General features: G+C 68.9%; 24 protein-coding genes and 1 pseudogene. 8 read left to right on the forward strand and 17 right to left on the reverse strand.

The features are described from left to right. Positions 1-34: 34 nt before the first annotated feature. The 10 genes from CA983_RS13170 to CA983_RS13215 form a co-directional block, all read right to left on the reverse strand. Entirely contained in the window at positions 35-748 is a 714-nt protein-coding gene (locus tag CA983_RS13170) for an ABC transporter ATP-binding protein (RefSeq protein WP_086601075.1), read from the reverse strand. A gap of 1 nt (position 749) precedes the next feature. Further along, on the reverse strand, positions 750-1,556 hold the full coding sequence (locus tag CA983_RS13175; protein WP_086601101.1) for a lantibiotic immunity ABC transporter MutE/EpiE family permease subunit: 807 nt from the start codon (positions 1,554-1,556) through the stop codon (positions 750-752). A 122-nt stretch (positions 1,557-1,678) separates the two neighbouring features. Then, positions 1,679-2,062, reverse strand: coding sequence for a DUF4288 domain-containing protein (locus CA983_RS13180; RefSeq protein WP_086601076.1), 384 nt, complete (start codon positions 2,060-2,062; stop codon positions 1,679-1,681). A gap of 45 nt (positions 2,063-2,107) precedes the next feature. After that, entirely contained in the window at positions 2,108-2,440 is a 333-nt protein-coding gene (locus CA983_RS13185; protein WP_143645489.1) for a hypothetical protein, read from the reverse strand. A 127-nt stretch (positions 2,441-2,567) separates the two neighbouring features. Continuing rightward, positions 2,568-3,677: a sugar ABC transporter substrate-binding protein gene (locus tag CA983_RS13190; RefSeq protein ID WP_425276447.1), complete on the reverse strand. Its 1,110-nt coding sequence runs from the start codon at positions 3,675-3,677 to the stop codon at positions 2,568-2,570. A gap of 278 nt (positions 3,678-3,955) precedes the next feature. Beyond that, complete coding sequence (locus CA983_RS13195) at positions 3,956-4,408, reverse strand: heat shock protein transcriptional repressor HspR (RefSeq protein ID WP_059414010.1); 453 nt, start codon at positions 4,406-4,408, stop codon at positions 3,956-3,958. Between the two features lie 5 nt (positions 4,409-4,413). Then, positions 4,414-5,592: a molecular chaperone DnaJ gene (dnaJ, locus tag CA983_RS13200; RefSeq protein WP_086601079.1), complete on the reverse strand. Its 1,179-nt coding sequence runs from the start codon at positions 5,590-5,592 to the stop codon at positions 4,414-4,416. A gap of 36 nt (positions 5,593-5,628) precedes the next feature. Beyond that, a complete protein-coding gene (gene grpE / locus CA983_RS13205) occupies positions 5,629-6,288 on the reverse strand; it encodes a nucleotide exchange factor GrpE (protein ID WP_086601080.1) in 660 nt (219 codons plus the stop codon). Then, on the reverse strand, positions 6,285-8,147 hold the full coding sequence (gene dnaK / locus CA983_RS13210; protein ID WP_086601081.1) for a molecular chaperone DnaK: 1,863 nt from the start codon (positions 8,145-8,147) through the stop codon (positions 6,285-6,287). The genes grpE and dnaK overlap by 4 nt, the downstream gene beginning before the upstream one ends. A 94-nt stretch (positions 8,148-8,241) precedes the next feature. Then, complete coding sequence (locus CA983_RS13215) at positions 8,242-9,252, reverse strand: MraY family glycosyltransferase (RefSeq protein ID WP_086601082.1); 1,011 nt, start codon at positions 9,250-9,252, stop codon at positions 8,242-8,244. 288 nt (positions 9,253-9,540) lie between these two features. Here CA983_RS13215 and CA983_RS13220 point away from each other — a divergent pair, with 288 nt between their 5' ends. Next, positions 9,541-11,853: a (Fe-S)-binding protein gene (locus CA983_RS13220; protein ID WP_086601083.1), complete on the forward strand. Its 2,313-nt coding sequence runs from the start codon at positions 9,541-9,543 to the stop codon at positions 11,851-11,853. 39 nt (positions 11,854-11,892) lie between these two features. Here CA983_RS13220 and CA983_RS13225 read toward each other — a convergent pair whose 3' ends face one another. After that, the gene (locus CA983_RS13225; protein WP_086601084.1) at positions 11,893-12,099 is read right to left on the reverse strand and encodes a hypothetical protein; all 207 of its coding nucleotides are present in this window, start codon (positions 12,097-12,099) and stop codon (positions 11,893-11,895) included. Beyond that, positions 12,096-12,404, reverse strand: a pseudogene (locus tag CA983_RS13230) (hypothetical protein). Before CA983_RS13230 ends, CA983_RS13225 begins: the two are co-directional and overlap by 4 nt. 257 nt (positions 12,405-12,661) lie before the next feature. Here CA983_RS13230 and CA983_RS13235 point away from each other — a divergent pair. From CA983_RS13235 to CA983_RS13245, 3 genes are read left to right on the forward strand one after another with little or no spacing between them, the layout of a single operon-like run. Then, positions 12,662-13,204, forward strand: coding sequence for a GntR family transcriptional regulator (locus CA983_RS13235; protein WP_086601085.1), 543 nt, complete (start codon positions 12,662-12,664; stop codon positions 13,202-13,204). Then, positions 13,201-14,004: a GntR family transcriptional regulator gene (locus CA983_RS13240; RefSeq protein ID WP_086601086.1), complete on the forward strand. Its 804-nt coding sequence runs from the start codon at positions 13,201-13,203 to the stop codon at positions 14,002-14,004. Before CA983_RS13235 ends, CA983_RS13240 begins: the two co-directional genes overlap by 4 nt. Then, positions 13,985-14,539 carry a flavoprotein gene (locus tag CA983_RS13245; RefSeq protein WP_086601087.1) on the forward strand — a complete coding sequence of 185 codons (555 nt, stop codon included), beginning with the start codon at positions 13,985-13,987 and terminating at the stop codon, positions 14,537-14,539. Before CA983_RS13240 ends, CA983_RS13245 begins: the two co-directional genes overlap by 20 nt. 199 nt (positions 14,540-14,738) lie before the next feature. Here CA983_RS13245 and CA983_RS13250 read toward each other — a convergent pair whose 3' ends face one another. Both CA983_RS13250 and CA983_RS13255 read right to left on the reverse strand, forming a co-directional pair. Beyond that, positions 14,739-15,194, reverse strand: coding sequence for a hypothetical protein (locus CA983_RS13250; protein WP_086601088.1), 456 nt, complete (start codon positions 15,192-15,194; stop codon positions 14,739-14,741). A 66-nt stretch (positions 15,195-15,260) separates the two neighbouring features. Continuing rightward, on the reverse strand, positions 15,261-15,725 hold the full coding sequence (locus CA983_RS13255) for a hypothetical protein (RefSeq protein WP_086601089.1): 465 nt from the start codon (positions 15,723-15,725) through the stop codon (positions 15,261-15,263). A gap of 319 nt (positions 15,726-16,044) precedes the next feature. On the opposite strand from CA983_RS13255, the gene CA983_RS46210 reads away from it, so the two are divergent. Then, positions 16,045-16,335 carry a hypothetical protein gene (locus tag CA983_RS46210; protein ID WP_158101861.1) on the forward strand — a complete coding sequence of 97 codons (291 nt, stop codon included), beginning with the start codon at positions 16,045-16,047 and terminating at the stop codon, positions 16,333-16,335. Positions 16,336-16,583: 248 nt separating this feature from the next. Here CA983_RS46210 and CA983_RS13265 read toward each other — a convergent pair whose 3' ends face one another. Next, positions 16,584-16,973: a DUF6223 family protein gene (locus CA983_RS13265; RefSeq protein WP_244206853.1), complete on the reverse strand. Its 390-nt coding sequence runs from the start codon at positions 16,971-16,973 to the stop codon at positions 16,584-16,586. Positions 16,974-17,202: 229 nt separating this feature from the next. Here CA983_RS13265 and CA983_RS13270 point away from each other — a divergent pair, with 229 nt between their 5' ends. The 3 genes from CA983_RS13270 (at position 17,203) to CA983_RS13280 (ending at position 20,583) form a co-directional block, all read left to right on the forward strand. After that, positions 17,203-18,330, forward strand: coding sequence for a sensor histidine kinase (locus CA983_RS13270; RefSeq protein ID WP_086601091.1), 1,128 nt, complete (start codon positions 17,203-17,205; stop codon positions 18,328-18,330). After that, a complete protein-coding gene (locus CA983_RS13275) occupies positions 18,327-18,989 on the forward strand; it encodes a response regulator (protein ID WP_086601092.1) in 663 nt (220 codons plus the stop codon). Before CA983_RS13270 ends, CA983_RS13275 begins: the two co-directional genes overlap by 4 nt. A 364-nt stretch (positions 18,990-19,353) precedes the next feature. Further along, positions 19,354-20,583: a GNAT family N-acetyltransferase gene (locus CA983_RS13280; protein ID WP_086601093.1), complete on the forward strand. Its 1,230-nt coding sequence runs from the start codon at positions 19,354-19,356 to the stop codon at positions 20,581-20,583. A 411-nt stretch (positions 20,584-20,994) separates the two neighbouring features. Here the strand turns inward: CA983_RS13280 and CA983_RS13290 are convergent, their stop codons facing one another. Both CA983_RS13290 and CA983_RS45835 read right to left on the reverse strand, forming a co-directional pair. After that, on the reverse strand, positions 20,995-21,324 hold the full coding sequence (locus CA983_RS13290) for a hypothetical protein (protein WP_143645491.1): 330 nt from the start codon (positions 21,322-21,324) through the stop codon (positions 20,995-20,997). 10 nt (positions 21,325-21,334) lie between these two features. After that, complete coding sequence (locus CA983_RS45835) at positions 21,335-21,883, reverse strand: hypothetical protein (RefSeq protein WP_143645492.1); 549 nt, start codon at positions 21,881-21,883, stop codon at positions 21,335-21,337. Positions 21,884-21,905: the final 22 nt, after the last annotated feature.

The following is a 21,905-nucleotide window of genomic DNA, read 5'->3' on the forward strand; positions in this document are numbered from 1 at the left end:
GAGGCCCGGCGGCGCACCGCTCCGGCACCGCGGTCTACCGGATCCCCGCGTCGGCCGTCTCCACCAGCCGGAAGAAACCCGCTTCCACGTTCCCGTCGACGGCCAGTCCGTCCACCGGCCCCTCGTACCGGGTCCGGCCGGCCACCAGGACCTGCACCCGGTCGCACACCTGCGCCACTTCCGCGAGCTGGTGACTGGCGATGAGCACCGCCACCCCCTGCCCGGCCAGCGACCGGATGATGCCGCGCATCTCCCTGATGCCCACCGGGTCCAGACCGTTCGTCGGTTCGTCCAGGACGATGAGCCGCGGCCGGGCCAGCAGAGCGACCGCGATGCCGAGACGCCAGCGCATGCCGAGCGAGTACTCCTTGACCTTCCGTTGCCGCGCGCCGGTCATGCCGACCAGGTCCAGCGCCGGGTCGATCCACGCGGTGGGCACGCCGCGCAGCCGCGCGTGGATGCGCAGGGTCTCGTCGGCCGTGAGCTGGGGCCACAGGCCCGGCACTTCGATGAGCGCCCCGACCTCGGCGAGGCTTTCGCGCCCCACGGGCCTGCCGAGGATCTCCAGGGTGCCGCTGGTCGGCCGCTGCAGTCCCAGCAGCACTTTCATCAGGGTCGTCTTCCCGGCCCCGTTCGGCCCGAGCAGCCCGTAGACCTCACCCGGTTCGACCGTCAGGTCCACCCCGTCCAGGGCCCGGTGGGCGCCGTAGTGCTTGTGCAGGTCGCGGATCAGCAGTGCGTGGCTCATCTCAGATCTCCTTACGGATCATGTGGATCCGTCCCACGGCGAGCAGTACGGCGGACAGCACCGCGGCCAGGGCCACGGCGAGCGGGATGGCCCCGGGGTCCGTGACGGGACTGTCGTCGGGCAGCGGGACACCGTTCGGCCCGATTCCGGCCAGCGGCAGCACCACCCGCATCGGCCAGGCGAACGGCACCGCGTACCAGAACACCTTGTCCGACACCAGCGCCCCGCACAGCAGGCCGGCGACACCCACCCCGATGCTGGGGCCCATGCCCCACACGACGGCCACCAGCGTCGCCATCGCCGTCATGGACAGGCCCACCAGCCAGGGCAGGTAGACGGCGGCGGCGACGGTCCCGAGGGCGTCCAGGAACTGCCCGCTGAGCGCGGCGCCGAGGGAGAGCATGACGAGCAGGACGGTGGACGAGACGAAGCCGAGCACGCCCAGTGCGGCCACCTTTCCCATGAAGTACCGGCCGCGTGGCACGCCGTAGGAGAGCAGGAGCCGCCACGCGTCCTGGTCCGCTCGCACCGAGAGCGCCGCGGCGAGACCCGCCGTCATCGGGACGAGCACGCCCCAGAACTCCAGCGTGACGTTCCGGAACACCTCGAAGGTCTGCCCGGCCTTGGCCTCCGCGGAGCCGAGGGCGCCGAGGAAGAGCGGAACGGTGATGATCACCGGGGCCAGCAGGTGGTACCAGACGAGGAATCCCCGCTTGAGCCGGGCCAGTTCCGTGCCGGTCACGGTGACCAGTGAGGGCCTGTCGCGTTCCGCCGGCGTCGGGGCGGCTGCTGTCGTGTCGTGTCGCATGCCCGGTACGTAGCCGGGCACCGGGCTCCGGTTCACGAAGAGCCCCGCGAAACGCGCCCGGGCCGGGCACGGGGAACGGTGTCCGTCCCCGTGCCCGGCCCGGGCCGAGCGGCTGGGCGCGGCTAGGCGCCGTCGCTGTCGCGAGCGAGCAGTGGCTCCACCCGTTCGTAAGCCGCCCAGTCACGGAAGTGACGCGTGTACAGGTCGGCGTCACGACCGAGATCGGTGTCCTCGGCCTCCTTCACGTCGACGATCGCCCGGAGCCGCCAAGTCACCGTCTCCTGCCGGTCGTTCACGTAGCTCGTCTCCGCCTCGCGCGCCCGCCGCTCGACCCGCTCTCTGGCGGACCGCTCGTCGGTCGCGTGCACCAGGACGATGTTCTCCTGGTACAGGGGCTGCTGCTCCTCCTCCCCGGCCGCGGCCGGGGAAGAGGTGGTCGCCTCCATCACCACCAGGGCGATGTAGGGCTGCGGGGCCGGCTGGTCGGCACCGGTTCGGTCGGTCACGCTCGCTCCTGTCCGCACGTCGGTCCACGCGCCGAACGCTCTCCGCTACTTGTCGAAGCGGCGGTCGTTCAGCAGCTTCCACGCCTTCACATCATCCCGGTCGCCGGCCTGCTTGCCGGCGAAGATCTCACCGAGCGTGCGCGACAGACGGTCGGTGGGGAACTCCCGCCGGATGGAGCCCTTCTTGCAGCGGGAGATGAACTTGGCGGCGACCTCGTCGTGGTTGTCCCCGGCACGGCAGTTCCGGGCGGCGGCCAGGTCGTCGGCGGCCGAGACGGCCACCTGACCGGACACCGGGGCCGGTGCCGCGGACGCGGCGGGCGCCACCAGGCCGCCGATCGACAGGGCGAGTACGGCGGACGCCAGGACACGGCGCATGGCCTTCATCTTCAACCTCCAGAGGGTCGGGTCGTCATCGGACGATCCGACCCTTCCACCGCTCGCGTGCCCGCAGCGGCAGTGGCAGGGAGGTTGGCAGTCCCGCGTCAGTCCCCCGTGGGCCCGCCTACGTCAGGCCGGCCGCCTCGCAAGCCGCCTTGTACTTCGCCGTGCAGATGTCCGACAGCTTGTAGACGTCGTCCGCGACCACCGTGTCCTTGATGTTCTCCTTGGTGAGCGCGACCACCGGCACGAGCTGGGCGGGGATGCCCTTGTGGGTGGGGCTGTCGACCTTGTCGCGGGTCAGGGCGGCGAACTGGATGTCCCGGCCCTGGACCTTGGCCACGGCCATCTCCGCGGCGTTCTCGGCCTCCTGCGGGTACGACTTGTACACGCTCATGTACTGCTCGCCGGCGATGATCCGCTGCACCGCCGGGAGCTCCGCGTCCTGGCCGGTGATCGGCGGCAGGTCGGTCACGCCCGCGGCCTCCAGCGCCTTGACGATGCCGCCGGCCATGCCGTCGTTGGCGGAGTACACCGCGTCGATGTTGTCCTTGCCGATCTTCTCGATCGCCTCGGCCATGTTGGCCTGCGCGTTCTCCGGCTTCCAGTCCTTGGTGTCGAAGGACTGGGCGATCGTCACCTTGCCGTTCAGCTCGGACATCGCACCGGCCTTGAACTGCTTGGCGTTCGGGTCCGTCGACGAGCCGTTCATCATGACGATCTTGTCGGCGAGGCTCGCCTTCTCGCCGATGGCCTCCAGCAGGGTGCGCCCCTGGACCTCGCCGACCAGTTCGTTGTCGAAGGAGATGTACGCGTCGATCGGGCCCTCGGCGAGCCGGTCGTAGGCGATGACCGGGATGCCGGCGTCCTTGGCCTTCTTCACTCCGTCGGCGATGGCGTGCGCGTCGACGGCGTCCAGCAGGATCACGTCGACCCGGTCGTCGATCATCTGCTGCAACTGGTCGGCCTGCTTGTCGGCGCTCGCCTCGGCGTTGGCGTACTCGACGCGGCCCCGGTCGTTGGTGAGGGACTCGACCTTCCTCTTGATGATGGGGTAGTCGAAGTTCTCGTACCGGGTGTTCGCCTTCTCCGGGAGCAGCAGACCCACCGTGATGTCGTTGCCCTTCGTCGGGCTCGCGTCGTCACTGCTCCCGGTCGCGTTGAGCACGCCGCAGCCGGCGAGCGTGACGGACATCGTGGCCGCGGCCACGGATATGGAGATACGACGACGCATGCGGGAGCTCACTTCGCGTGTGATTCGGACGTGGGCACACTTTGTGGCCCATGTGACTGAAAAGCCAACGCGGGCGCGCCCCCAGCGTCAAGCGGAACCACTTAACGAGATGACAACACCACGCTCCGCAGCAGTTGTGAAGACTCTGCGGAATCGCCTCCAAGTGACTTGCACCATCCAGTCATCCACAGGAGACCCAGCGAAAACGCCCTAAGACAGCCCAAGGCATACGAAAGGGCCGGGAGTCTCCTCCCGGCCCTTTCACAGGCGTACGCGCGTCAGTCCGACTGCTGCTGCCGCTTCGGCCGCCACACCACCAGCGCGCTGGTCTGCTGGACCTCCTGGTACGGCACCAGGTCTCGGCGGTACGACGCGTGCACCGCCGCCTCGCGCTGGCGCATGGCCGCAGCCGCGCCGTCGAGCGCGTCCTCCAGCTCGGCGACCCGGGCCTGGAGCGCGGCGACCTGGTTCTCCAGTTCGATGATGCGCTTGATGCCCGCCAGGTTGATGCCCTCGTCCTGCGACAACTGCTGCACCTGACGGAGCTGCTCGATGTCGCGGGCCGAGTAGCGGCGGCCCCGCCCGGCGGTGCGGTCGGGAGACACCAGGCCCAGACGGTCGTACTGGCGCAGGGTCTGCGGATGCAGGCCGGAGAGCTGGGCCGCCACCGAGATGACGTAGACCGGGGTCTCCTCGGTCAGTTCATACGGGTTGCGTCGACGACCGTCCATCTGACTCATGCTCCCTTCGCGGCCTGGAACAGCTCCGCCCGCGGATCCTCATCCGCGGTCGCCTCGCGATACGCCTGGAGTGCGTCACGAGCCTTCCCCGTCAGGTCCTTCGGAACACTCACCTCGACGGTGACCAGAAGGTCGCCGCGGGTGCCGTCCTTGCGGACCGCGCCCTTGCCCCGGGCGCGCATGGTGCGGCCGTTGGGCGTGCCCGGCGGCAGCTTCAGCGTGACGGGCGGGCCGCCCAGCGTCGGCACCCGGACCTCGCCGCCGAGGGCCGCCTCGGCGAAGGTCACCGGGACGGTGACGGTGAGGTTGTCGTCCTTGCGGCCGAACACCGGATGGGAGTCGACGTGCACGACCACGTACAGATCGCCCGCCGGGCCGCCCCGCTCCCCCGGCGCGCCCTTGCCGCGCAGCCGGATCCGCTGCCCGTCGCTGACACCCGCGGGGATGCGCACCTGCATGGTCCGCGAGGACTTGGCCCGGCCGCTGCCCTTGCAGACCTCGCAGGCGTTCTCCGCGATCAGGCCGCGGCCCTTGCAGTCCGGGCAGGGGTCGGTGAGGGAGAAGCCGCCGCCGCTGCCCCGGGCGACCTGCCCGGTGCCGACGCAGGTCGGGCACACGCGCGGTGTGCCGTTCTTGTCGCCGGTGCCCGAACAGGCCTTGCAGGGCGACTGCGAGGACATCCGCAGCGGGACGGTCGCGCCCTCGATCGCCTCCGTGAAGCTCAGCGTGACCTCGGACTCGATGTCCTGGCCGCGCCGCGGATGCGTACGCGTCCCCGCGCCCGCTCCGCCACGGTTGAACAGGCCCCCGAAGACGTCACCGAGTCCACCGCCGAAACCGCCGGCCCCCTGGCCGCCCGGGGCGCCTCCGAAGAGGTCGCCCAGGTCGAAGTTGAAGGAGCCGCCGCCCGCGCCGGGCCCCGGGCGGAACCCGCCGTTGCCGAAGAGGGCGCGTGCCTCGTCGTACTCCTTGCGCTTCTTGGGATCGCCGAGGATGTCGTTGGCCTCGGAGATCTCCTTGAAGCGCTCCTCCGCCTTGACATTGCCCTTGTTGGCGTCCGGGTGGTACTCGCGGGCGAGCTTCCGGTACGCCTTCTTGATCTCGGCCTCGGTGGCGTCCTTGGGGACGCCGAGGACCTTGTAGTAGTCCTTCTCGATGAAGTCCTTGGTGCTCATCCTCGACGCCCCTCCTTCCCTTCGTCCGCTATGACGTCAGCCCTCTTCCGGGCCACCGCTCTCCTTGTCGTCGGCTTCGGCGGGCTCGTCCGCCTTGACCGTCTGCGCCCCCGGCTGGGGCTCGGCCACCGCCACCCGCGCGGGGCGGATGGTGCGCTCGCCGATCCGGTACCCGGGCTGCAGAATCGCCACGCACGTCGTCTCGGTGACGTCCGGTGCGTAGCTGTGCATCAGGGCTTCGTGGATCGTCGGGTCGAAGGGCTCGCCCTCCTTGCCGAACTGCTGGAGGCCCATCTTGGCCGCCGTGCTCTCCAGCGACTCGGCGACGGACTTGAAGCCGCCGACCAGTTCGCCGTGTTCCCGCGCGCGGCCGATGTCGTCGAGCACGGGCAGGAGCTCGGTCAGGAGGTTCGCGATGGCGATCTCCTTGACCGCGATCCGGTCACGCTCGACCCGGCGGCGGTAGTTCTGGAACTCGGCCTGGAGGCGCTGGAGGTCCGCCGTGCGCTCGCTGAGCGCCGTGCGTGCCTGGTCCAGCTGGGCCACCAGAGCCACGTCCTGGCCCGTGTCCCCGGCCGGGGCCGCCCCCTCCTCCTGCGAGGTGGAGTCGGCGGCCTTCGGCTCGGCGTCGTCGGAGGTGGCGCCGGAAGGGACGTCGGGCTGCTGCTCGTCGAAGCCCGGGGTCTCCTCCGTCACGCGGCACCATCCTTCCGCTCGTCGTCCACGATCTCGGCGTCGACCACGTCGTCGTCGGCCTTGGCGTCACCGGCACCGGCATCCGCGCCGGCTCCGGCGGAGGCGCCGCCGGCGGCCTGCGCGGCGTTGGCGTCGGCGTACATGGCCTGGCCGAGCTTCTGCGAGACGGCCGCGACCTTCTCCGTGGCGGTGCGGATCTCGGCCGTGTCCTCGCCCTTGAGCTTCTCCTTCAGCTCGGCGACGGCTTCCTCGACCTCGGTCTTGATCTCGCCGGGGACCTTGTCCTCGTTGTCCTTGAGGAACTTCTCGGTCTGGTAGACGAGCTGCTCGCCCTGGTTGCGGGCCTCGGCGGCCTCGCGGCGCTTGTGGTCCTCCTCCGCGTACTGCTCGGCCTCCTGGCGCATGCGGTCGACCTCGTCCTTCGGCAGCGAGGAGCCGCCGGTGACGGTCATCTTCTGCTCCTTGCCCGTGCCCAGGTCCTTCGCGGTCACGTGCATGATGCCGTTGGCGTCGATGTCGAAGGACACCTCGATCTGCGGGACGCCGCGGGGCGCCGGGGGCAGACCGGTCAGCTCGAACATCCCGAGCTTCTTGTTGTACGCCGCGATCTCGCGCTCGCCCTGGTAGACCTGGATCTGCACGGACGGCTGGTTGTCCTCGGCCGTCGTGAAGATCTCGGACCGCTTGGTCGGGATCGTGGTGTTGCGCTCGATCAGCTTGGTCATGATGCCGCCCTTGGTCTCGATGCCGAGGGACAGCGGGGTGACGTCGAGGAGCAGGACGTCCTTGACCTCACCCTTGAGGACACCGGCCTGCAGGGCGGCGCCGATGGCGACGACCTCGTCCGGGTTGACGCCCTTGTTGGCGTCCTTGCCACCGGTCAGCTCCCTGACGAGCTCCGCGACGGCGGGCATACGGGTCGAGCCACCGACCAGGACGACGTGGTCGATCTCGCTGATGGAGATGCCGGCGTCCTTGATGACGTTGTGGAACGGCGTCTTGCAGCGCTCCAGCAGGTCCGCGGTCAGCTGCTGGAACTGGGCGCGGGTGAGCTTCTCGTCGAGGTGCAGGGGGCCCTCGGCGGAGGCGGTGATGTAGGGCAGGTTGATCGAGGTCTCGGTGGACGAGGACAGCTCGATCTTCGCCTTCTCGGCGGCCTCGCGCAGACGCTGCAGGGCCATCTTGTCCTTGCCCAGGTCCACGCCGTGGCCGGACTGGAACTGCTGGACCAGGTAGTCGACGACGCGCTGGTCCCAGTCGTCACCACCGAGGTGGTTGTCACCGTTGGTGGCCTTCACCTCGACGACGCCGTCGCCGATCTCCAGCAGCGAGACGTCGAACGTGCCGCCACCGAGGTCGAAGACCAGGATGGTCTGGTCGTCCTTGTCGAGGCCGTACGCCAGCGCGGCCGCAGTGGGCTCGTTGACGATGCGCAGCACGTTCAGACCGGCGATCTCGCCGGCCTCCTTCGTGGCCTGGCGCTCGGAGTCGTTGAAGTATGCCGGGACGGTGATGACCGCGTCGGTCACCTTCTCGCCCAGGTAGGCCTCGGCGTCCCGCTTCAGCTTCTGCAGCACGAAGGCGCTGATCTGCTGCGGGTTGAAGGGCTTCCCGTCCAGCTCGATCTTCCAGTCGGTGCCCATGTGCCGCTTGACCGACCGAATGGTCCGGTCCACGTTGGTGACCGCCTGACGCTTGGCCACCTCTCCGACGAGCACCTCACCGTTCTTGGCGAAGGCGACGACGGACGGCGTGGTCCTGGCGCCCTCGGCGTTGGTGATGACGGTGGGCTCGCCGCCCTCCAGAACGCTGACGACGGAGTTAGTCGTGCCCAGGTCGATGCCGACCGCACGTGCCATGGTTGATTCCTCCAGCTGACTTGAGTGGAACGGACTCAAGTGTGCACGACGGCTCCCGACCGGTCAACAGAGCTGAGTCGACCGGGCTCAAGTCTTATCCGTTCCTTACACGCAACGACGCTCTAACCTGCGACGATACGGTGCGCCGATCGGCGTATACATCAACACGGGAGAGGGCGAACACGGCCACGAGAGCCAGTCCCGCCACCCACCACAGGGCGTCGCCCCCCACCCGGCCGGCATGCGCRAGTACCCCGACGAGCACACCGGAGACCGCCCCGGCCGCCAGCAGCAGAGTCGCCCCCGGCACGGTGAGCCCGAGCCGCCGCAGCCGGTGCGCGRGATGATCCGGCGCCCTGCGGACGACGGGCCGCCCGCCCAACCGCCGCGCCAGCAGGACGAGTACGGCGTCGGCACACACCAGGGCCGTCAGCGCGAAGAGCACCCCCGCGCTCTCCCCGAGCCCGAACCCAGCCCGGACGTGCACGAGGCCGAGGGCGATCACGAACCCCGCGGACATGGACCCGCAGCTCCCCAGCGCCACGCGCGCGGGATGCCAGTTGTGCAGCAGGAACCCGGTCAGCGCCGCGGCCAGCACGCTCATCAGCACGGCGACCCCGTCCAGCACGTCGATCGTCGCGCAGGCCGCCACCCCGAAGGCGGTGACCACCCCGACGGTCCCCGCGAGCCCGTCGGCGTGGTCGAGCCCCCGGAAGGCGAAGGTCACCCCCACGGCCCACCCGACAGCGAGCAGCCCGGTCCCCACGCCCGTCTCCCCGTACGGCACGACACACGCGGCCGCCACGGCCGTACCGGCGGCCAGCACCCGCCGCCGCAGCCCCCACACGTCGTCGACGAGCCCGAGCAGGGCGACGACGCCGCCCGCGACGAGCAGCCCGCCGATCCCACTCCCGGCCGAACCCCACTCCTTGACGCCCACGACCGACCCGGTGACGACCACGACGGCCACGCCCCCGGACAACGGCACCTCCCGCTGCCGCCGCCGTTCGAGGACGCCGAGGCGCAGGGCGGGGGTCCGGAGGAGGGTCGCGAGCAGGGCGGTGAGGAGGAGGGCGGTGGCGGCGGCAGCGATCCCGAAGAGCACGGATATAAGTTAGACGTCACTATGACAATTCGGTACGAATAACACGACGGGATCCATGCCGGGATCCGTGACGAGATCCGCGACGGGATTCATGACGCATCGCGAGCCGGATCCGGACGGTTCCTGAGGCAACCCTCAGCGATTCAGATCACTGCCCACCCGGCTACAGTGCGGCGGAGGATAGGGGTAGTCTCAGACGGACTGCATAAGTTACCGCTTAGTAATCTCGGGGAACCCTCCATAGCGACAGGTTCCCCCGACAGAACCTCGCAGGCCCGAGGAGCCCCCATGCAACTCGCCGCGATCATCGTGTCGCTGGTACTGACCGTGGTCGGCGTCGCGCTGCTCGCACGCGCGATCGGCCAGTTCGTCCGGTATTTCAAGCTGGGCCAGCCCGTGCCCGCCGGTACCCGGACCGACAACCCCTACCAGCGCAGCGTGACCCTGGTGAAGGAGTTCCTCGGCCACACGCGCATGAACCGGTGGGGCATCGTCGGCATCGCCCACTGGTTCGTGGCGATCGGCTTCCTGACGCTGCCGCCGACGATCATCACCGCGTACGGCCAGCTGTTCCAGGCCGACTGGACGCTGCCGGTGCTCGGCGGCTTCCTCCCGTACGAGCTCTACATCGAGTTCATCGCGGCCATGACGACCCTCGGCATCGCCACGCTGATGGTCATCCGCCTGCTGAACCTGCCGTCGCGCCCGGGCCGAAAGTCCCGTTTCGCCGGCTCGAAGATGGGCCAGGCGTACTTCGTCGAGTACGTCATCCTCACGATCGGCCTGGCCATCTACGTCCTGCGGGGCCTGGAGGGCGCGCTCCACCACGTGGACGGCTACGAGGCCGCGTACTTCGCCTCGTACCCGCTGGTCCTGGCCTTCAAGGGCCTGAGCGTCGCGACGCTGCAGAACCTCGTCTACTTCTTCGCGATGATCAAGCTGGGCACGACCATGATCTGGATGATCACGGTCAGCCTGAACACCAACATGGGTGTCGCCTGGCACCGCTTCCTGGCGTTCCCGAACATCTGGTTCAAGCGTGAGGCGACGGGCGAGACGGCACTGGGCGCCCTCCAGCCCATGACCTCCGGCGGCAAGCCGATCGACTTCACCGACCCGGGCGACGACGACGTCTTCGGCGTCTCCCAGGTCGAGCAGTTCTCCTGGAAGGGCCTGCTGGACTTCTCCACGTGCACCGAGTGCGGCCGCTGCCAGTCGCAGTGCCCGGCGTGGAACACGGGCAAGCCGCTCTCCCCCAAGCTGCTGATCATGTCGCTGCGCGACCACGCGCACGCCAAGGCGCCGTACCTGCTGGCGGGCGGCGGCAAGACGATGGAGGGCGAGGAGAAGGCGTCCGAGGAGCAGCTGGCGGGCGTCCCGGCGTCGGCGCTGGCGGAGGCCGAGCGCCCGCTCGTGGGCACCCTGGAGGACAACGGCGTCATCGACCCGGACGTCCTGTGGTCCTGCACCACCTGCGGTGCCTGCGTCGAGCAGTGCCCGGTGGACATCGAGCACGTCGACCACATCGTCGACATGCGCCGCTACCAGGTGATGATCGAGTCCGCGTTCCCGTCCGAGGCGGGCACGATGCTCAAGAACCTGGAGAAGAAGGGCAACCCCTGGGGCCTGGCGAAGAAGCAGCGCCTGGAGTGGCTCAAGGAGGTCGACTTCGAGGTCCCGGTCGTCGGCAAGGACATCGAGGACCTGTCCGAGGTCGAGTACCTCTACTGGGTCGGCTGCGCGGGCGCCCTGGAGGACCGCGCGAAGAAGACCACGAAGGCCTTCGCGGAGCTGCTCCACATCGCGGGCGTCAAGTTCGCGATCATGGGCGGCGACGAGAAGTGCACCGGTGACTCCGCACGCCGCCTCGGCAACGAGCCCCTGTTCCAGGAGCTCGGCATGGAGAACGTCATGGCGCTGAACATGGCGTTCGGCGAGGAGATGGACGATGAGGGCAAGGTGACGCCGGAGTCGGCGAAGCCGAAGTCCTCGAAGAAGATCGTCGCCACCTGCCCGCACTGCCTCAACACGCTCGGCAACGAGTACCCGCAGCTCGGCGGCGACTACGAGGTCATCCACCACACGCAGCTGCTCCAGCACCTGGTGGACGAGGGCAAGCTCATCCCGGTCACCCCGGTCGAGGGCATCATCACCTACCACGACCCCTGCTACCTGGGCCGCCACAACAAGATCTACACGCCCCCGCGCGAGATCATCGCCAGCGTCCCGGGCATCCGCAACGAGGAGATGCACCGCCACAAGGAGCGGGGCTTCTGCTGTGGCGCGGGTGGCGCCCGGATGTGGATGGAGGAGCGGATCGGCAAGCGCATCAACAACGAGCGTGTCGACGAGGCGCTGTCGGTGAACCCCGACATCGTGTCGACGGCGTGCCCCTTCTGCCTCGTGATGCTCACGGACTCCGTCAACGGCAAGAAGAACGACGGCAAGGCGAAGGAGTCCATCCAGGTGGTGGATGTGGCTCAGCTGCTGCTGGACTCCGTCAAGACGCCGGTGTCCGACGAGGGTGAGGGCGACGACGGCGAGCCGCCGGCGGGGACGGCGGACTCCGAGAGTGCGCCGGAGCCGGAGCCGGTCAAGTAGGCGGTTGCCGCGGGTTGGTCTTGACGCCCCCTGCCCGAGTCATCGGGCGGGGGGCGTCGGCGTTCCACGGCTGCCGCTGCCGTACGGGTGGCACGGGCAGCCGCAGCGGGGCTGGAGCACAATGCCGAGGGCGAAGGGGAGGGGCAGGTCGCGGGTCTGGCGGCAGTCGGCGTGCAGGTCCTGGTAGCCGGGGCGGGCGGCGAGGGCGCACTCGGGTGACGCGGGCGGCTGGTCGGCGGGCCTCATGGGGAGAACCGCTCCGAGGGCCCGTCGCCGTACGCCCGCCCGCGGCTCTCGGCGACACGGAGGATGTCGCGCAGGGCCTCGGTGAGGCGCTCGGCGAGGAAGCGGAGTTGTGCCTCGGTGGCGTCGGGGAGCAGGTCGTCGGCGTGGGCGAGGAGTTGGGCACCCATGTCGAGCTGCGTCGCTTAGGTGATGTCGGCCAGACGGGACACGCGTCCGCCCCCGTCGTCGGTGATCAGAAAACACGGCTTGGCTTCTGGGCTGGTCCAGGGCAGAAGCCGAAGCGTGCGGCGCGGGCCGGTGCTCATCAGGCGGCCTCCACAGCGTCGAGGTCGCCCAGTTCACGGCACTGCTGCCGCTGCTCGTGGACAACGAGGTAGGGGCGCACGGCCACAGTCGAGGTGCCGTCGATGAACGCGTCCGAACGGTAGGGGCTTCGGTGGGCGGGGAGAGGGGGGTATCGCCAGCAAGGGTGCTTTTTGGGCCGCCATGAACCCCTGTCCATCAAGTCGCTTACCGTGTAAAGCGGCAAGGTCGGTGTGGGCGGCATTCGCGGGAGGACATCGTGAACGCGAGCAGGTGGATCAGCACGTCGATGCCGTATCTGACGCCGCGCGAGCAGGGGCAGGGCGACGCCTGGAGCGCGGACGCGGCCGCCCAGGGCCAGCGTGGCTCCCAGCGCATCGTCCATGCCGGAGAGGTGCCCGCGCCGGCTGAGGTCGCGCGGCTGCTCAGGGTCCAGGACGGAGAACCGGTCGTCGTACGACGCCGCCTGATCCTCCTCGACGACGAGCCGAACGAACTGACCGATACCTACTACCCCGCCGTCATCGCCCGAGGCACCCCGCTCGCCGGAACGGCCAAGATCCGGGGCGGAGCTGTCACCCTGCTCGCCGAGCTGGGACATGTCGGCGTGCTGGTCAGGGAGGACGTCACGGCCGGCCTGCCGGATGAAGAGGAGCAAGAGGCCTTGCGGCTCACCGGGACGGACCCGGTCCTGCGCCTCACCAGGCTCACCCTGGACCGCGACGACCGACCGATCCAGGTCGACCGTATGGTGATGCCCGCCCAGCGTCAGCAGTTGCGCTACGAGATCAGAATCGGATGACCGTGCCCAAGGCCGAACCGGAAGCCCACGACCGCCGATCGCTGCACGAACGGATCGCGGCCGACCTGCGCGACGACATCATGAGCGGCGAACTGCCCCCGGGCGCGAACCTGCCCTCGACCGCGCAGCTCAGAACCCGCTTCGACGCCTCCAACGCCACGATCCAGAAGGCCCTCCAACTCCTCAAGGACGAGCGCCTGGTGGTCGGACGCGCAGGCGCGGCGGTAACGGTCCGCGAGCACAGGCAGCGGACGATTCATCCTGCCACGTCCCTTACCCCGGCGGCACCCGGCGAGCCCTTCCCCTGGCTGACCGAGGCGGCCAAGCACGGCACGGACGCCCGCATCACCCTCCTCGACGTGACGGAGACGAACCCGCCCGCGGACATCCGCACGGCTCTCGACCTCGGGGACGAGGACACGGCGATACTGCGCAGCCAACTGCTGCTGATCGACGACGAACCGGCCGAACTCGTGAAGTCCTACTACCCGTTGGACATCGCCCGGGATACACCGCTGACGAACCACCACCGCGTCAAGGGCGGAACGGCCACCCTGCTCAGGCAACTGGGCCATACACCCCACCACTGCGTGGACCGGGTGTCCGCCCGAGTCCCCACCCAGGAACAGTTCGAGGCCCTACGCCTCCCCGGCAGCCTGCCCGTCCTGTGCACGCTGAGGGTCGTCTACACGGCGGACGGACGCCCGATCGAGGTGACATCGATGGTGAAGGCGGGGCATCTCTACGAGTTGCAGTACGAGTTCGTGCCGGAGGCCTCGGGTGACCGTGCAGAACGCTGACGACAAGAAACCCCTCCTGTACGTCGTCGTGTGCGCGGCCGGAGTCGCCGGCGATGTCTGCAAGCTGATTACTCACGCACAGGAACGGCACTGGGACGTAGGCGTCATCGCCACTCCTCAAGGCCTCGGCTTCCTGGACGCAGAGGCGATCGAGTCGCAGACCGGCTACCCGATCCGCTCTGCCTGGCGCACGCCCGGCGAGACCCGCCCGCTGCCACCCGCCGACGCCATCGCGGTCGCCCCGGCAACCTTCAACACGATCAACAAGTGGGCCGCCGGTATCTCGGACACTCTCGCGCTGGGAATCCTGTGCGAGGCATACGGCATGGGCATCCCTACCGTCGCACTCCCCTACCTGAACGCCGCCCAGGCTGCGCACCCCGCCTATCAGCGCAGCCTGAGACAATTGCGGGAGATGGGCGTCCTGATCGGCTCCTACGAACCCCACCGTCCCAAGGCCGGCGGTGGCGCGGATCGCTTCTGTTGGACGGAGGCCATCGACATTTTGGAGCCAAGGATTACTCGGGGGGTCTGATGGATGGAGACCCGCACTGGAGCGGGTCACACCGGCTGCTCGGGCCCTGAGCTTGGAAGAAGCTCGGGTCTTCTGGGGGTAATGCCGCTACTGACCTGTAGCGGGCAGGCCCGCCTTGAGCGGCCCCGGATGGGCCGGAGACGGCCCAGGTTCCCGCTCATCGGCCCGCCTCGGAGGCGGTGTCGTTGGCCGCCGCGGCTCACCGGTGCGACCGCCTGGCAGTTCTCAGAGCTTCGAGTTCGGTTCGGGGAAACGGCCGGCCCCATTGGGACTCATAAGCCTCTTCGCCCTGCTCGTAATCGATCCGGTCGAAGGCCCGGACGGCGGATCGTGCGAGTGCCGTGATGGTGTGGCAGCCTGACCAGAGAACTACCCCTGAGTCGTCCGGACCTTGAGTGTTGTCGGCCAGGACCAGGCGAACATCCACCACAGGTCCGTCTCTGTGGAAGAACCACCGGTACACCTGTGGCTCTCCCTCCCACTCGGCACGTGTGCTCTCGTCACCGAGGACGAGCCGGGCAACGGCGTAGAGAAACTCTTCGGGCGCGTCAGTGACGCAGGAAGCTACGACCTCTGCCTCGCCGTGATCATCAGCCACCTTGACGACGGCCCAGCCGGGGCTGCCCAGCGTCCAGGTGATCGCTAAAGACGACATCTCCCCCTCCTCGGGGTGACTCCTACGGACTCTTGCGCTGTGCGGGCCAGCACATCTGCAAGCGCCTCAGAGGTGTTGCTTGGCTGCTCTGACCAGTCGGCTGATGTCGTCACGGGTCCGTACCCTGGCATCGTCGAGTTCTGTCCTGCTCTCTGTCTTGGACAGCGCCGTAACTTCTGTCAGCACGTCCTCCGCGGCCCGGCTCAGCGTCTCGTCATCGGTGAGCATCTGCACCCGGAACAGGGATTCTTGGGCGTTGGAGCGTAGTTCGTAGGCGCGGATCCGCACCGTGTCGGGGTCCTCCGGCGGTGGCTGTTCGTGCTCACAGAACCAGAGGTGAACCAGGCAGCGGCGGTAGTTGACCAACGCGCCGGCGTAGGCAGAGTAGGCATCGAGCCGTTCCTGCCGGAGCTTCTCACGGCGGGTGAACTGGTTGCTCCTGTCGGCGGTGCGCTGCTGGAACGCCAGGGTAATCCCCGAACCGAGCAGCGTCCCCAGGACGGCTATGCCGCTGGCGATAATGGTCTCCACACCCCAAGCTGATCACGCATCGCCGTCCTCCGAGGAAGCCGACCGGTGTCCATTGGCGGGTCGTAGTGCGCGCCATCAATGACGCGTACCCGATACCTCGGTAACTCGTGCCGGGGTCGGCGCACACGACACCCGGAGTATGTCTCCCACCTGATAGTCCGGGTTGTTGCCGCCCTGCGTCACTTGCTGCCCCTCCCCTGTGGCGACCGGCATCGGAGGCTACCGGCGGTCCTGAGCTTCTTCTTGCCCTGGGTGTTGTCGAGGGATCCCGGTGAGCTGGGTTTATCCCTGTGCCGGCGTCAGGTGAAAGGATCCGGGCGTGGAGATCACGGCGACCCTGCGGCCGATGCTCGACTCACTCGCCAAAGAGGACGGTGTCTTCAGCCGCGTTGAACGAACGGATGCCGACACCGTCGAAGAGCATGTCTACGGTCTCGTTCTCGAGGCACAGGAAGCCTGGGCGCCCTACGCAGTCGCGGGCGCGCAGGGGCCGACCACGCCTGCCGGGGTCGGCGAGGCACTTGAAGAACATCACTGCGGACCAAGCCGTGGCCGTCATGACGTATCTGTCTGCGCGGGATCTGGTCTTCACGGGCCGGATGCTTCATGACCCTGAGCATGCGCGGCGGGCTGCCGAACGCGTGGTGAGGTTGTTGGGGTGGAGCGCTGCCTGGTGGACGAACATCGAACCGTCCGATGCAGGTCATCAGTGGAACCCGGTGACCCGGCACACCTTTGACGGAGTAGTCGCCGGCGTGGGCAACGGTGTTGTTGTCGTCGTGCTCCAAGTGGGCGAAGACTGACGTAGGGACTCTGCGAGTCGAACCACCGCTTCAAAGCTCGAGAGTCACCAGCCCGTCAGCCTGGCAGCCCGTCAGCCGGTAGGCCGGCGCGGCGCGAGCGCGCCCGAGCCCGCCCCCCGAGGGCCATCCCGAGCAGCCCCAGCACGAGGGCGAAGACGGACCCGACCACCCCGTTGCCGGTGCCGGGGCCGCCGTCGGCGATGGCCAGCGCCACCCCGGCGAGGATCATGCCGGTCAGACCGACCGCCATGGCCACGATGGCGCCGGTTCGACCGTTGCCGGTGCCGATACGTCCTTTGGCGCGGGCCAGCGCCAGCGCGCCGATGGCCACACTCGCCAGCGCCACCAGATCAGCCGCGATGGACGGACCTCGCCCTTGGACGCTGTAACCCTCGGCGGCGGTCATGAGTTGGATCGACATCGTCAGGGCTTCCGGGGACTTCATGTCGCTCTCCTCTGTCACGCGTTTCGTTTCCGGGATTCGGTGCGTCCCGATCGTGTCCGCCGGCCCCGTCGCCGGGCGTCCCGCAGGCGCAGACACTTCGCGCTGCCGCCGATGCCGCAGGCTCCTGCTGCGGATGCGGCAGGAGCCGCGCGGATACCGCGGGCGCGGTAGCCGGCCGCTCGTCCACGAGTGGGACTCGTCCGCGGCGGCGCCTGGCTAAGGTGCGCGCATGGATACAGGTCGGTTCGGCGTTCCGGCCGCGGTCAGGGACTGGACGATCGCCCTCGGCGTGGCAGCCCTGCTGCTGGGCACCGGGCTGTCCGGGGAGCACCCCGACGCGGGCTCCGACGTGCTCGGCTACGCGCTGCTGGCGGCCGGCGGTCTCGCGCTGGCCGTCCGTCGCCGCGCTCCGCTGGCCGTCCTGGTCGTCACCGGGCTGTGCGCGGTGGGTTACGAGGCGGCCGGTTTCGACGTGCTCGCCGTCTCATACCTGGTTGCGGTGTACGGCGCGGTGCGGGCCGGGCACCGCGCTCTCACGGTGGCGGCGTCCGTGACCATGCTCGTTGTTCTTCTCCTCACCGCGCTGGTCTTCCACGACGGACCCGCGGTTGAGGCGTTGGCGCAGGCCCGGCACGTCCTTGAGATCGCTTGGCTGATCGCCGCGTTCGCCGCGGGGGAGGCGCTGCGCCAGGCCGAGCGGCGGGCCGACGAAGCCGAACGTACCCGGGAGGAGACCGCGCGGCGCCGAGCCGATGAGGAACGGCTGCGCATCGCCCGGGAACTGCACGATTCGCTCACCCACCAGATCTCGATCATCAAGGTGCAGTCGGAAGTCGCCGTCCACGTGGCCCGACGGCGAGGTGAACAGGTGCCCGAGGCACTGCTGGCGATCCAGGAGGCCGGACGTGAGGCGACCCGGGAACTGCGCGCCACCCTGGAGGCGCTGCGCGATGACGACACCACCCCGCCCCGCGGGCTCGACCACATCCCGGAGCTGGTGGAGCAGGCGAGCAGGGCCGGCCTCGAAGCGACGCTGACGATCGAGGGAAAGCGGCCCGACCTGCCGGCGGCGGTGGGCCGGACCGCCTACCGGATCGTTCAGGAGTCGCTGACCAACGTCGCCCGGCACGCCTCCGCCTCGACCGCGTCGGTCCGCATCGACTACCGGCCCGACTCACTCGTCGTCCGGGTCGATGACGACGGCAAGGCGACGCCGGACACGGTGACGACGCCCGGCCTGGGGCTGCTCGGCATGCGTGAACGCGTCACCGCCCTCGGCGGCCTGCTGCGTGCTCAGCCGCGCGACGAGCACGGCTTCACCGTCCAGGCCGAACTCCCCGTGGAGCACACCTCATGATCCGTGTTCTGCTCGTCGACGACCAGCCGCTCATTCGCAGCGGATTCCGTGCACTCCTCGACCTCGAGGACGACATCGAGGTGGTGGCCGAGGCCGCCGACGGCGCGGAGGCCCTGGCGCTCACCAGGCAGCACCTGCCCGACATCGTGCTGATCGACATCCAGATGCCGGTCGTCGACGGCATCGAGGCCACCCGGCGCATCGCCGCGGACCCGACCCTGGCCCAGGTGCACGTCGTCGTCCTCACCAACTACGGCATGGACGAGTACGTCCTCGACGCGCTGCGCGCCGGCGCCGCCGGATTCCTGGTCAAGGACATCGTGCCGGACGACTTCGTGCACGCCGTACGCGTCGCCGCACGCGGTGACGCGCTGCTCGCCCCGTCCATCACCCGCAAGCTGATCGACCGGTACGTCACCCAGCCGCTCCCCACCGTCGCCGGCACCGGGCTGGACGAGCTGACCGCCCGCGAGCGCGAGGCCGTCACCCTGGTCGCGCACGGGCTGTCCAACGACCAGATCGCCGCCCGCATGGTGATCAGCCCGCTCACCGCGAAGACCCACATCAACCGTGCCATGACCAAACTCCACGCCCGCGACCGCGCCCAACTTGTGGTCCTGGCCTACGAGTCCGGTCTGGTGTCTCCGCGCAGCTTCTGACATATGTCACTCGTCGGAGGCGGCCTCAGCCTCTTGCTGCTCAGCGGCTGCAGCTCCGACCCAGACAACGCGCCGGAGCCACGGCCTACGGCAACGGCAACGGCAACGGCAACGGTCCGACTCCCCGGAACAGCTGACGCTTGATGTTGATGCTGCCGGGAACAGCACGGGCGCAGCCGCTTGGCGGATCAGCAGAGTGCGCCTCTAGTGCCGTGACCGCATCCGCTGGGGCGGAGCGCCGGGCCGGGACCGGGCTGCGCTGCGGCCGGCCGTAATGCGCTTGCCCCTGGCCAGACATGAACGCTGCACTGTGGCCAGACACCATGAGTCGTGGTGCCGGTATCCCGAGGAGGCAGCGGCTGCAATGGAGATTCGTTCCACGACCGATGAGGACCTGGCCGTCTTCGTCGACACAGTCCATGCCGCGTTCGGGCACTTCCCGGAAACCCCGGTCGAGGGCGGTGGGCTCTGGTGGTCGGCGCTCGAAATGGACCGCTGCCTGCTCGCCGTGACGGCGGACGGACGGCCCGTCGGCACCGCCGCCACGCACTCCTTCGAGCTCACCCTGCCCGGCGAGGCCCTCGTCCCGGCCCCCGGGGTGACCGCCGTCGGCGTCCTGCCCTCGCACCGGCGCCAGGGCGTGCTCAGCGCGATGATGCGGCATCAGCTCACCGAGCTGCGGGGCCGCGGGGAGTTCCTTTCCGTGCTTCTGGCCTCTGAGGCCCTGATCTACGGCAGGTTCGGCTATGGACCGGCGACCTACACGGCGCAACTGACGGTGCCGCGCCACAAGGCCGCCCTCGCAGTTCCCCGGTCGCGCGGAGTGGCCCAAGCACCCGCGACCGGCTCGCACAACGGCTCGGTCGAGGTGCTGCGTCGGGCCGAGTGCCGCGAGATTCTGGAAGAGGTCTACGACCGGTATCGCCGCGCCCAGCCCGGCGCGCTGTCCCGGCCGCACCGCTGGTGGGCCCTGCACGCGGGACAGCCCCCGATCTCGCCGGCGCCGCGCTACGTCGCTGTCCACCGTGACGCCGGCGGCGTCCCGGACGGGTACGCCAGCTACTCGATCGAGTCCGGCACCCTGACGGTCGACGAGACCATCGCCACCGACGACGCCGCCTTCACGGCCCTGGCCCGGTTCGCACTCGGACACGACCTGGTCTCTCAGGTCGTGTTCAAGCAGGTCCCGAACGATCACCCGCTGCGCTGGCAGCTCGCGGACTTCCGCGCCGGCGAGGTGAGCGGCGACATGGACTGGCTCTGGGTGCGGCTGCTGGACGTCCCGCGTGCTCTGACCGCGCGCGGCTGGTTCACGGACGGTGAGCTCGTCCTCGAGGTCGAGGACCCGTTCCTCGGCGAGCACGGCCGCTATCTGCTGACCGTCCGGGACGGCAAAGCCGACTGCGTTCCGACGGACCGGGAGCCCGACCTGTCCCTGGACATCAGGGACCTGGGCTCGGTCTACCTCGGCGGCACCGCCCCGAGCACGCTCGTGCGTGCCGGACACATCCGGGCCCACCGCCCGGGCGCGGCCACCCTCGCTGACGCCCTCTTCCGCGCCGACCGCTCCCCGCACTGCCTGCACTGGTTCTGACCGCGCGCTCGCCGCCCCCGCACAAGCCTGCACAGCACCAGGGAGTGTCCGCAGACAGGCATTCCGCAACTGCCCGGACGCCGGACATCCCATCAAGCCACGGCTACGGCCATGGTGAAGGCGGGACGTCACTGCCAGCGTGGCCGGGCGGGACCTCCAGCCTCGTAGCGCCCTGCGGTTGCAGGTGCGGCGCGGGTGATGAGGCGGCCGACGAGCTCGGGCGGGTCGCCGAGGAGGTCCGGATCACCCGCAAGACGCTGCTGGAGCTGCCCGATCCGCAGCCGCCCGCGCAGCCGGCCCCGAAGCTGCCGGACCGTCCGGCCTAGCAGCAGATCAACGCGGTGTTCGCCGCGGCCGGCCCGCTTGCCCCTCCCGAAAGGGAGAAACGGACATCAACTCACGTCCGCCCTCTCAGTCCAGTCTCTTCCCCATGCGCGCTGAAAACTTCTCCGTGTCCTTCGTGTGCCACCACTCGAACAGGTGGGTGCGCACGAGGAACGCGAGGTAATTCAGGGTTTCCTCGGAGAGGTCTCCGCTCACCAGACTCGCTTCATGCCCCTGGTAGTCAAGTGAGACTTCCCAGAGCTGTCCTGAGGAGCTGATCTGGATTTTCAGAAGCAATTCAGGGAAGACAGATGGCACCTTCACCTCAAGGACTTCAAGAGAGGTTCCTCCACCCTCGCTCTGCAGTCCTGAAAGTTTTTGGGTGAGCGCTTCCCTTACTTGCTCCGGGGTGGCCATATGGGTCCTCTCAGCACTTTGCCTCTGCGCTCGCTGAAGCCGCAGCTACGGCCGGGGTTGTGTACTCTACCGTGGCCGTAATGATTCCCTGGGGTGTCAGACCGCCCGGCTTTCCTCCAAGGGGGCCCTTGTTGACGACCACCTTGAAGTTTTTCCTCGGCGGCTTCGAGGAGCAGCCGGTGCCCACCTTGTATCGGTAGTACACCCCGGGTGTCCTCTCGTAGCCGTTGAAGAGTGTGTCGCTGATCTTGTTCTTGAAGCTGGTGCTCCAGCGTCCGCGCTCAACTATGTGGTTGTAGCCCCAAGTTTTCGTTCCACAGCGCAGAGGCATCTTGCTCGGGCCGATCCAGAAGTTGTAGGCGACCTTTGAGTAGTGCTTCGACTTGCAGGGGTTTGACGCGCTCACTGTCGCTGCTGCGGGCATCTCGGTGGATGCGTTCGCGGGTACAGGCGCGGCGAGCAGGACAGTAGCCCCTGCCGCCGCGATGAACGTCGCGGTGGACTTGCGGAAATACGTAGAGAGCACGTCTTCTCTTTTCGATGCCGGATGCTTCTGCATGTCTTCTGCGAGCCTGCTTATG

The sequence above is a fragment of the Streptomyces swartbergensis genome, assembly GCF_002148965.1.
Lineage (GTDB): Bacteria > Actinomycetota > Actinomycetes > Streptomycetales > Streptomycetaceae > Streptomyces > Streptomyces swartbergensis.

Excerpts from the sequence above, each read along its gene's own strand:
- CA983_RS13170 (WP_086601075.1), bottom strand. The coding sequence starts at position 748 with ATGAGCCACGCACTGCTGATCCGCGACCTGCACAAGCACTACGGCGCC.
- CA983_RS13175 (WP_086601101.1), bottom strand. The coding sequence starts at position 1,556 with ATGCGACACGACACGACAGCAGCCGCCCCGACGCCGGCGGAACGCGAC.
- CA983_RS13185 (WP_143645489.1), bottom strand. The coding sequence starts at position 2,440 with ATGCGCCGTGTCCTGGCGTCCGCCGTACTCGCCCTGTCGATCGGCGGC.
- CA983_RS13190 (WP_425276447.1), bottom strand. The coding sequence starts at position 3,677 with ATGCGTCGTCGTATCTCCATATCCGTGGCCGCGGCCACGATGTCCGTC.
- CA983_RS13195 (WP_059414010.1), bottom strand. The coding sequence starts at position 4,408 with ATGGACGGTCGTCGACGCAACCCGTATGAACTGACCGAGGAGACCCCG.
- dnaJ (WP_086601079.1), bottom strand. The coding sequence starts at position 5,592 with ATGAGCACCAAGGACTTCATCGAGAAGGACTACTACAAGGTCCTCGGC.
- dnaK (WP_086601081.1), bottom strand. The coding sequence starts at position 8,147 with ATGGCACGTGCGGTCGGCATCGACCTGGGCACGACTAACTCCGTCGTC.
- CA983_RS13220 (WP_086601083.1), top strand. The coding sequence starts at position 9,541 with ATGCAACTCGCCGCGATCATCGTGTCGCTGGTACTGACCGTGGTCGGC.
- CA983_RS13225 (WP_086601084.1), bottom strand. The coding sequence starts at position 12,099 with ATGAGGCCCGCCGACCAGCCGCCCGCGTCACCCGAGTGCGCCCTCGCC.
- CA983_RS13240 (WP_086601086.1), top strand. The coding sequence starts at position 13,201 with ATGACCGTGCCCAAGGCCGAACCGGAAGCCCACGACCGCCGATCGCTG.
- CA983_RS13250 (WP_086601088.1), bottom strand. The coding sequence starts at position 15,194 with ATGTCGTCTTTAGCGATCACCTGGACGCTGGGCAGCCCCGGCTGGGCC.
- CA983_RS13265 (WP_244206853.1), bottom strand. The coding sequence starts at position 16,973 with ATGAAGTCCCCGGAAGCCCTGACGATGTCGATCCAACTCATGACCGCC.
- CA983_RS13270 (WP_086601091.1), top strand. The coding sequence starts at position 17,203 with ATGGATACAGGTCGGTTCGGCGTTCCGGCCGCGGTCAGGGACTGGACG.
- CA983_RS13275 (WP_086601092.1), top strand. The coding sequence starts at position 18,327 with ATGATCCGTGTTCTGCTCGTCGACGACCAGCCGCTCATTCGCAGCGGA.
- CA983_RS13280 (WP_086601093.1), top strand. The coding sequence starts at position 19,354 with ATGGAGATTCGTTCCACGACCGATGAGGACCTGGCCGTCTTCGTCGAC.
- CA983_RS13290 (WP_143645491.1), bottom strand. The coding sequence starts at position 21,324 with ATGGCCACCCCGGAGCAAGTAAGGGAAGCGCTCACCCAAAAACTTTCA.
- CA983_RS45835 (WP_143645492.1), bottom strand. The coding sequence starts at position 21,883 with ATGCAGAAGCATCCGGCATCGAAAAGAGAAGACGTGCTCTCTACGTAT.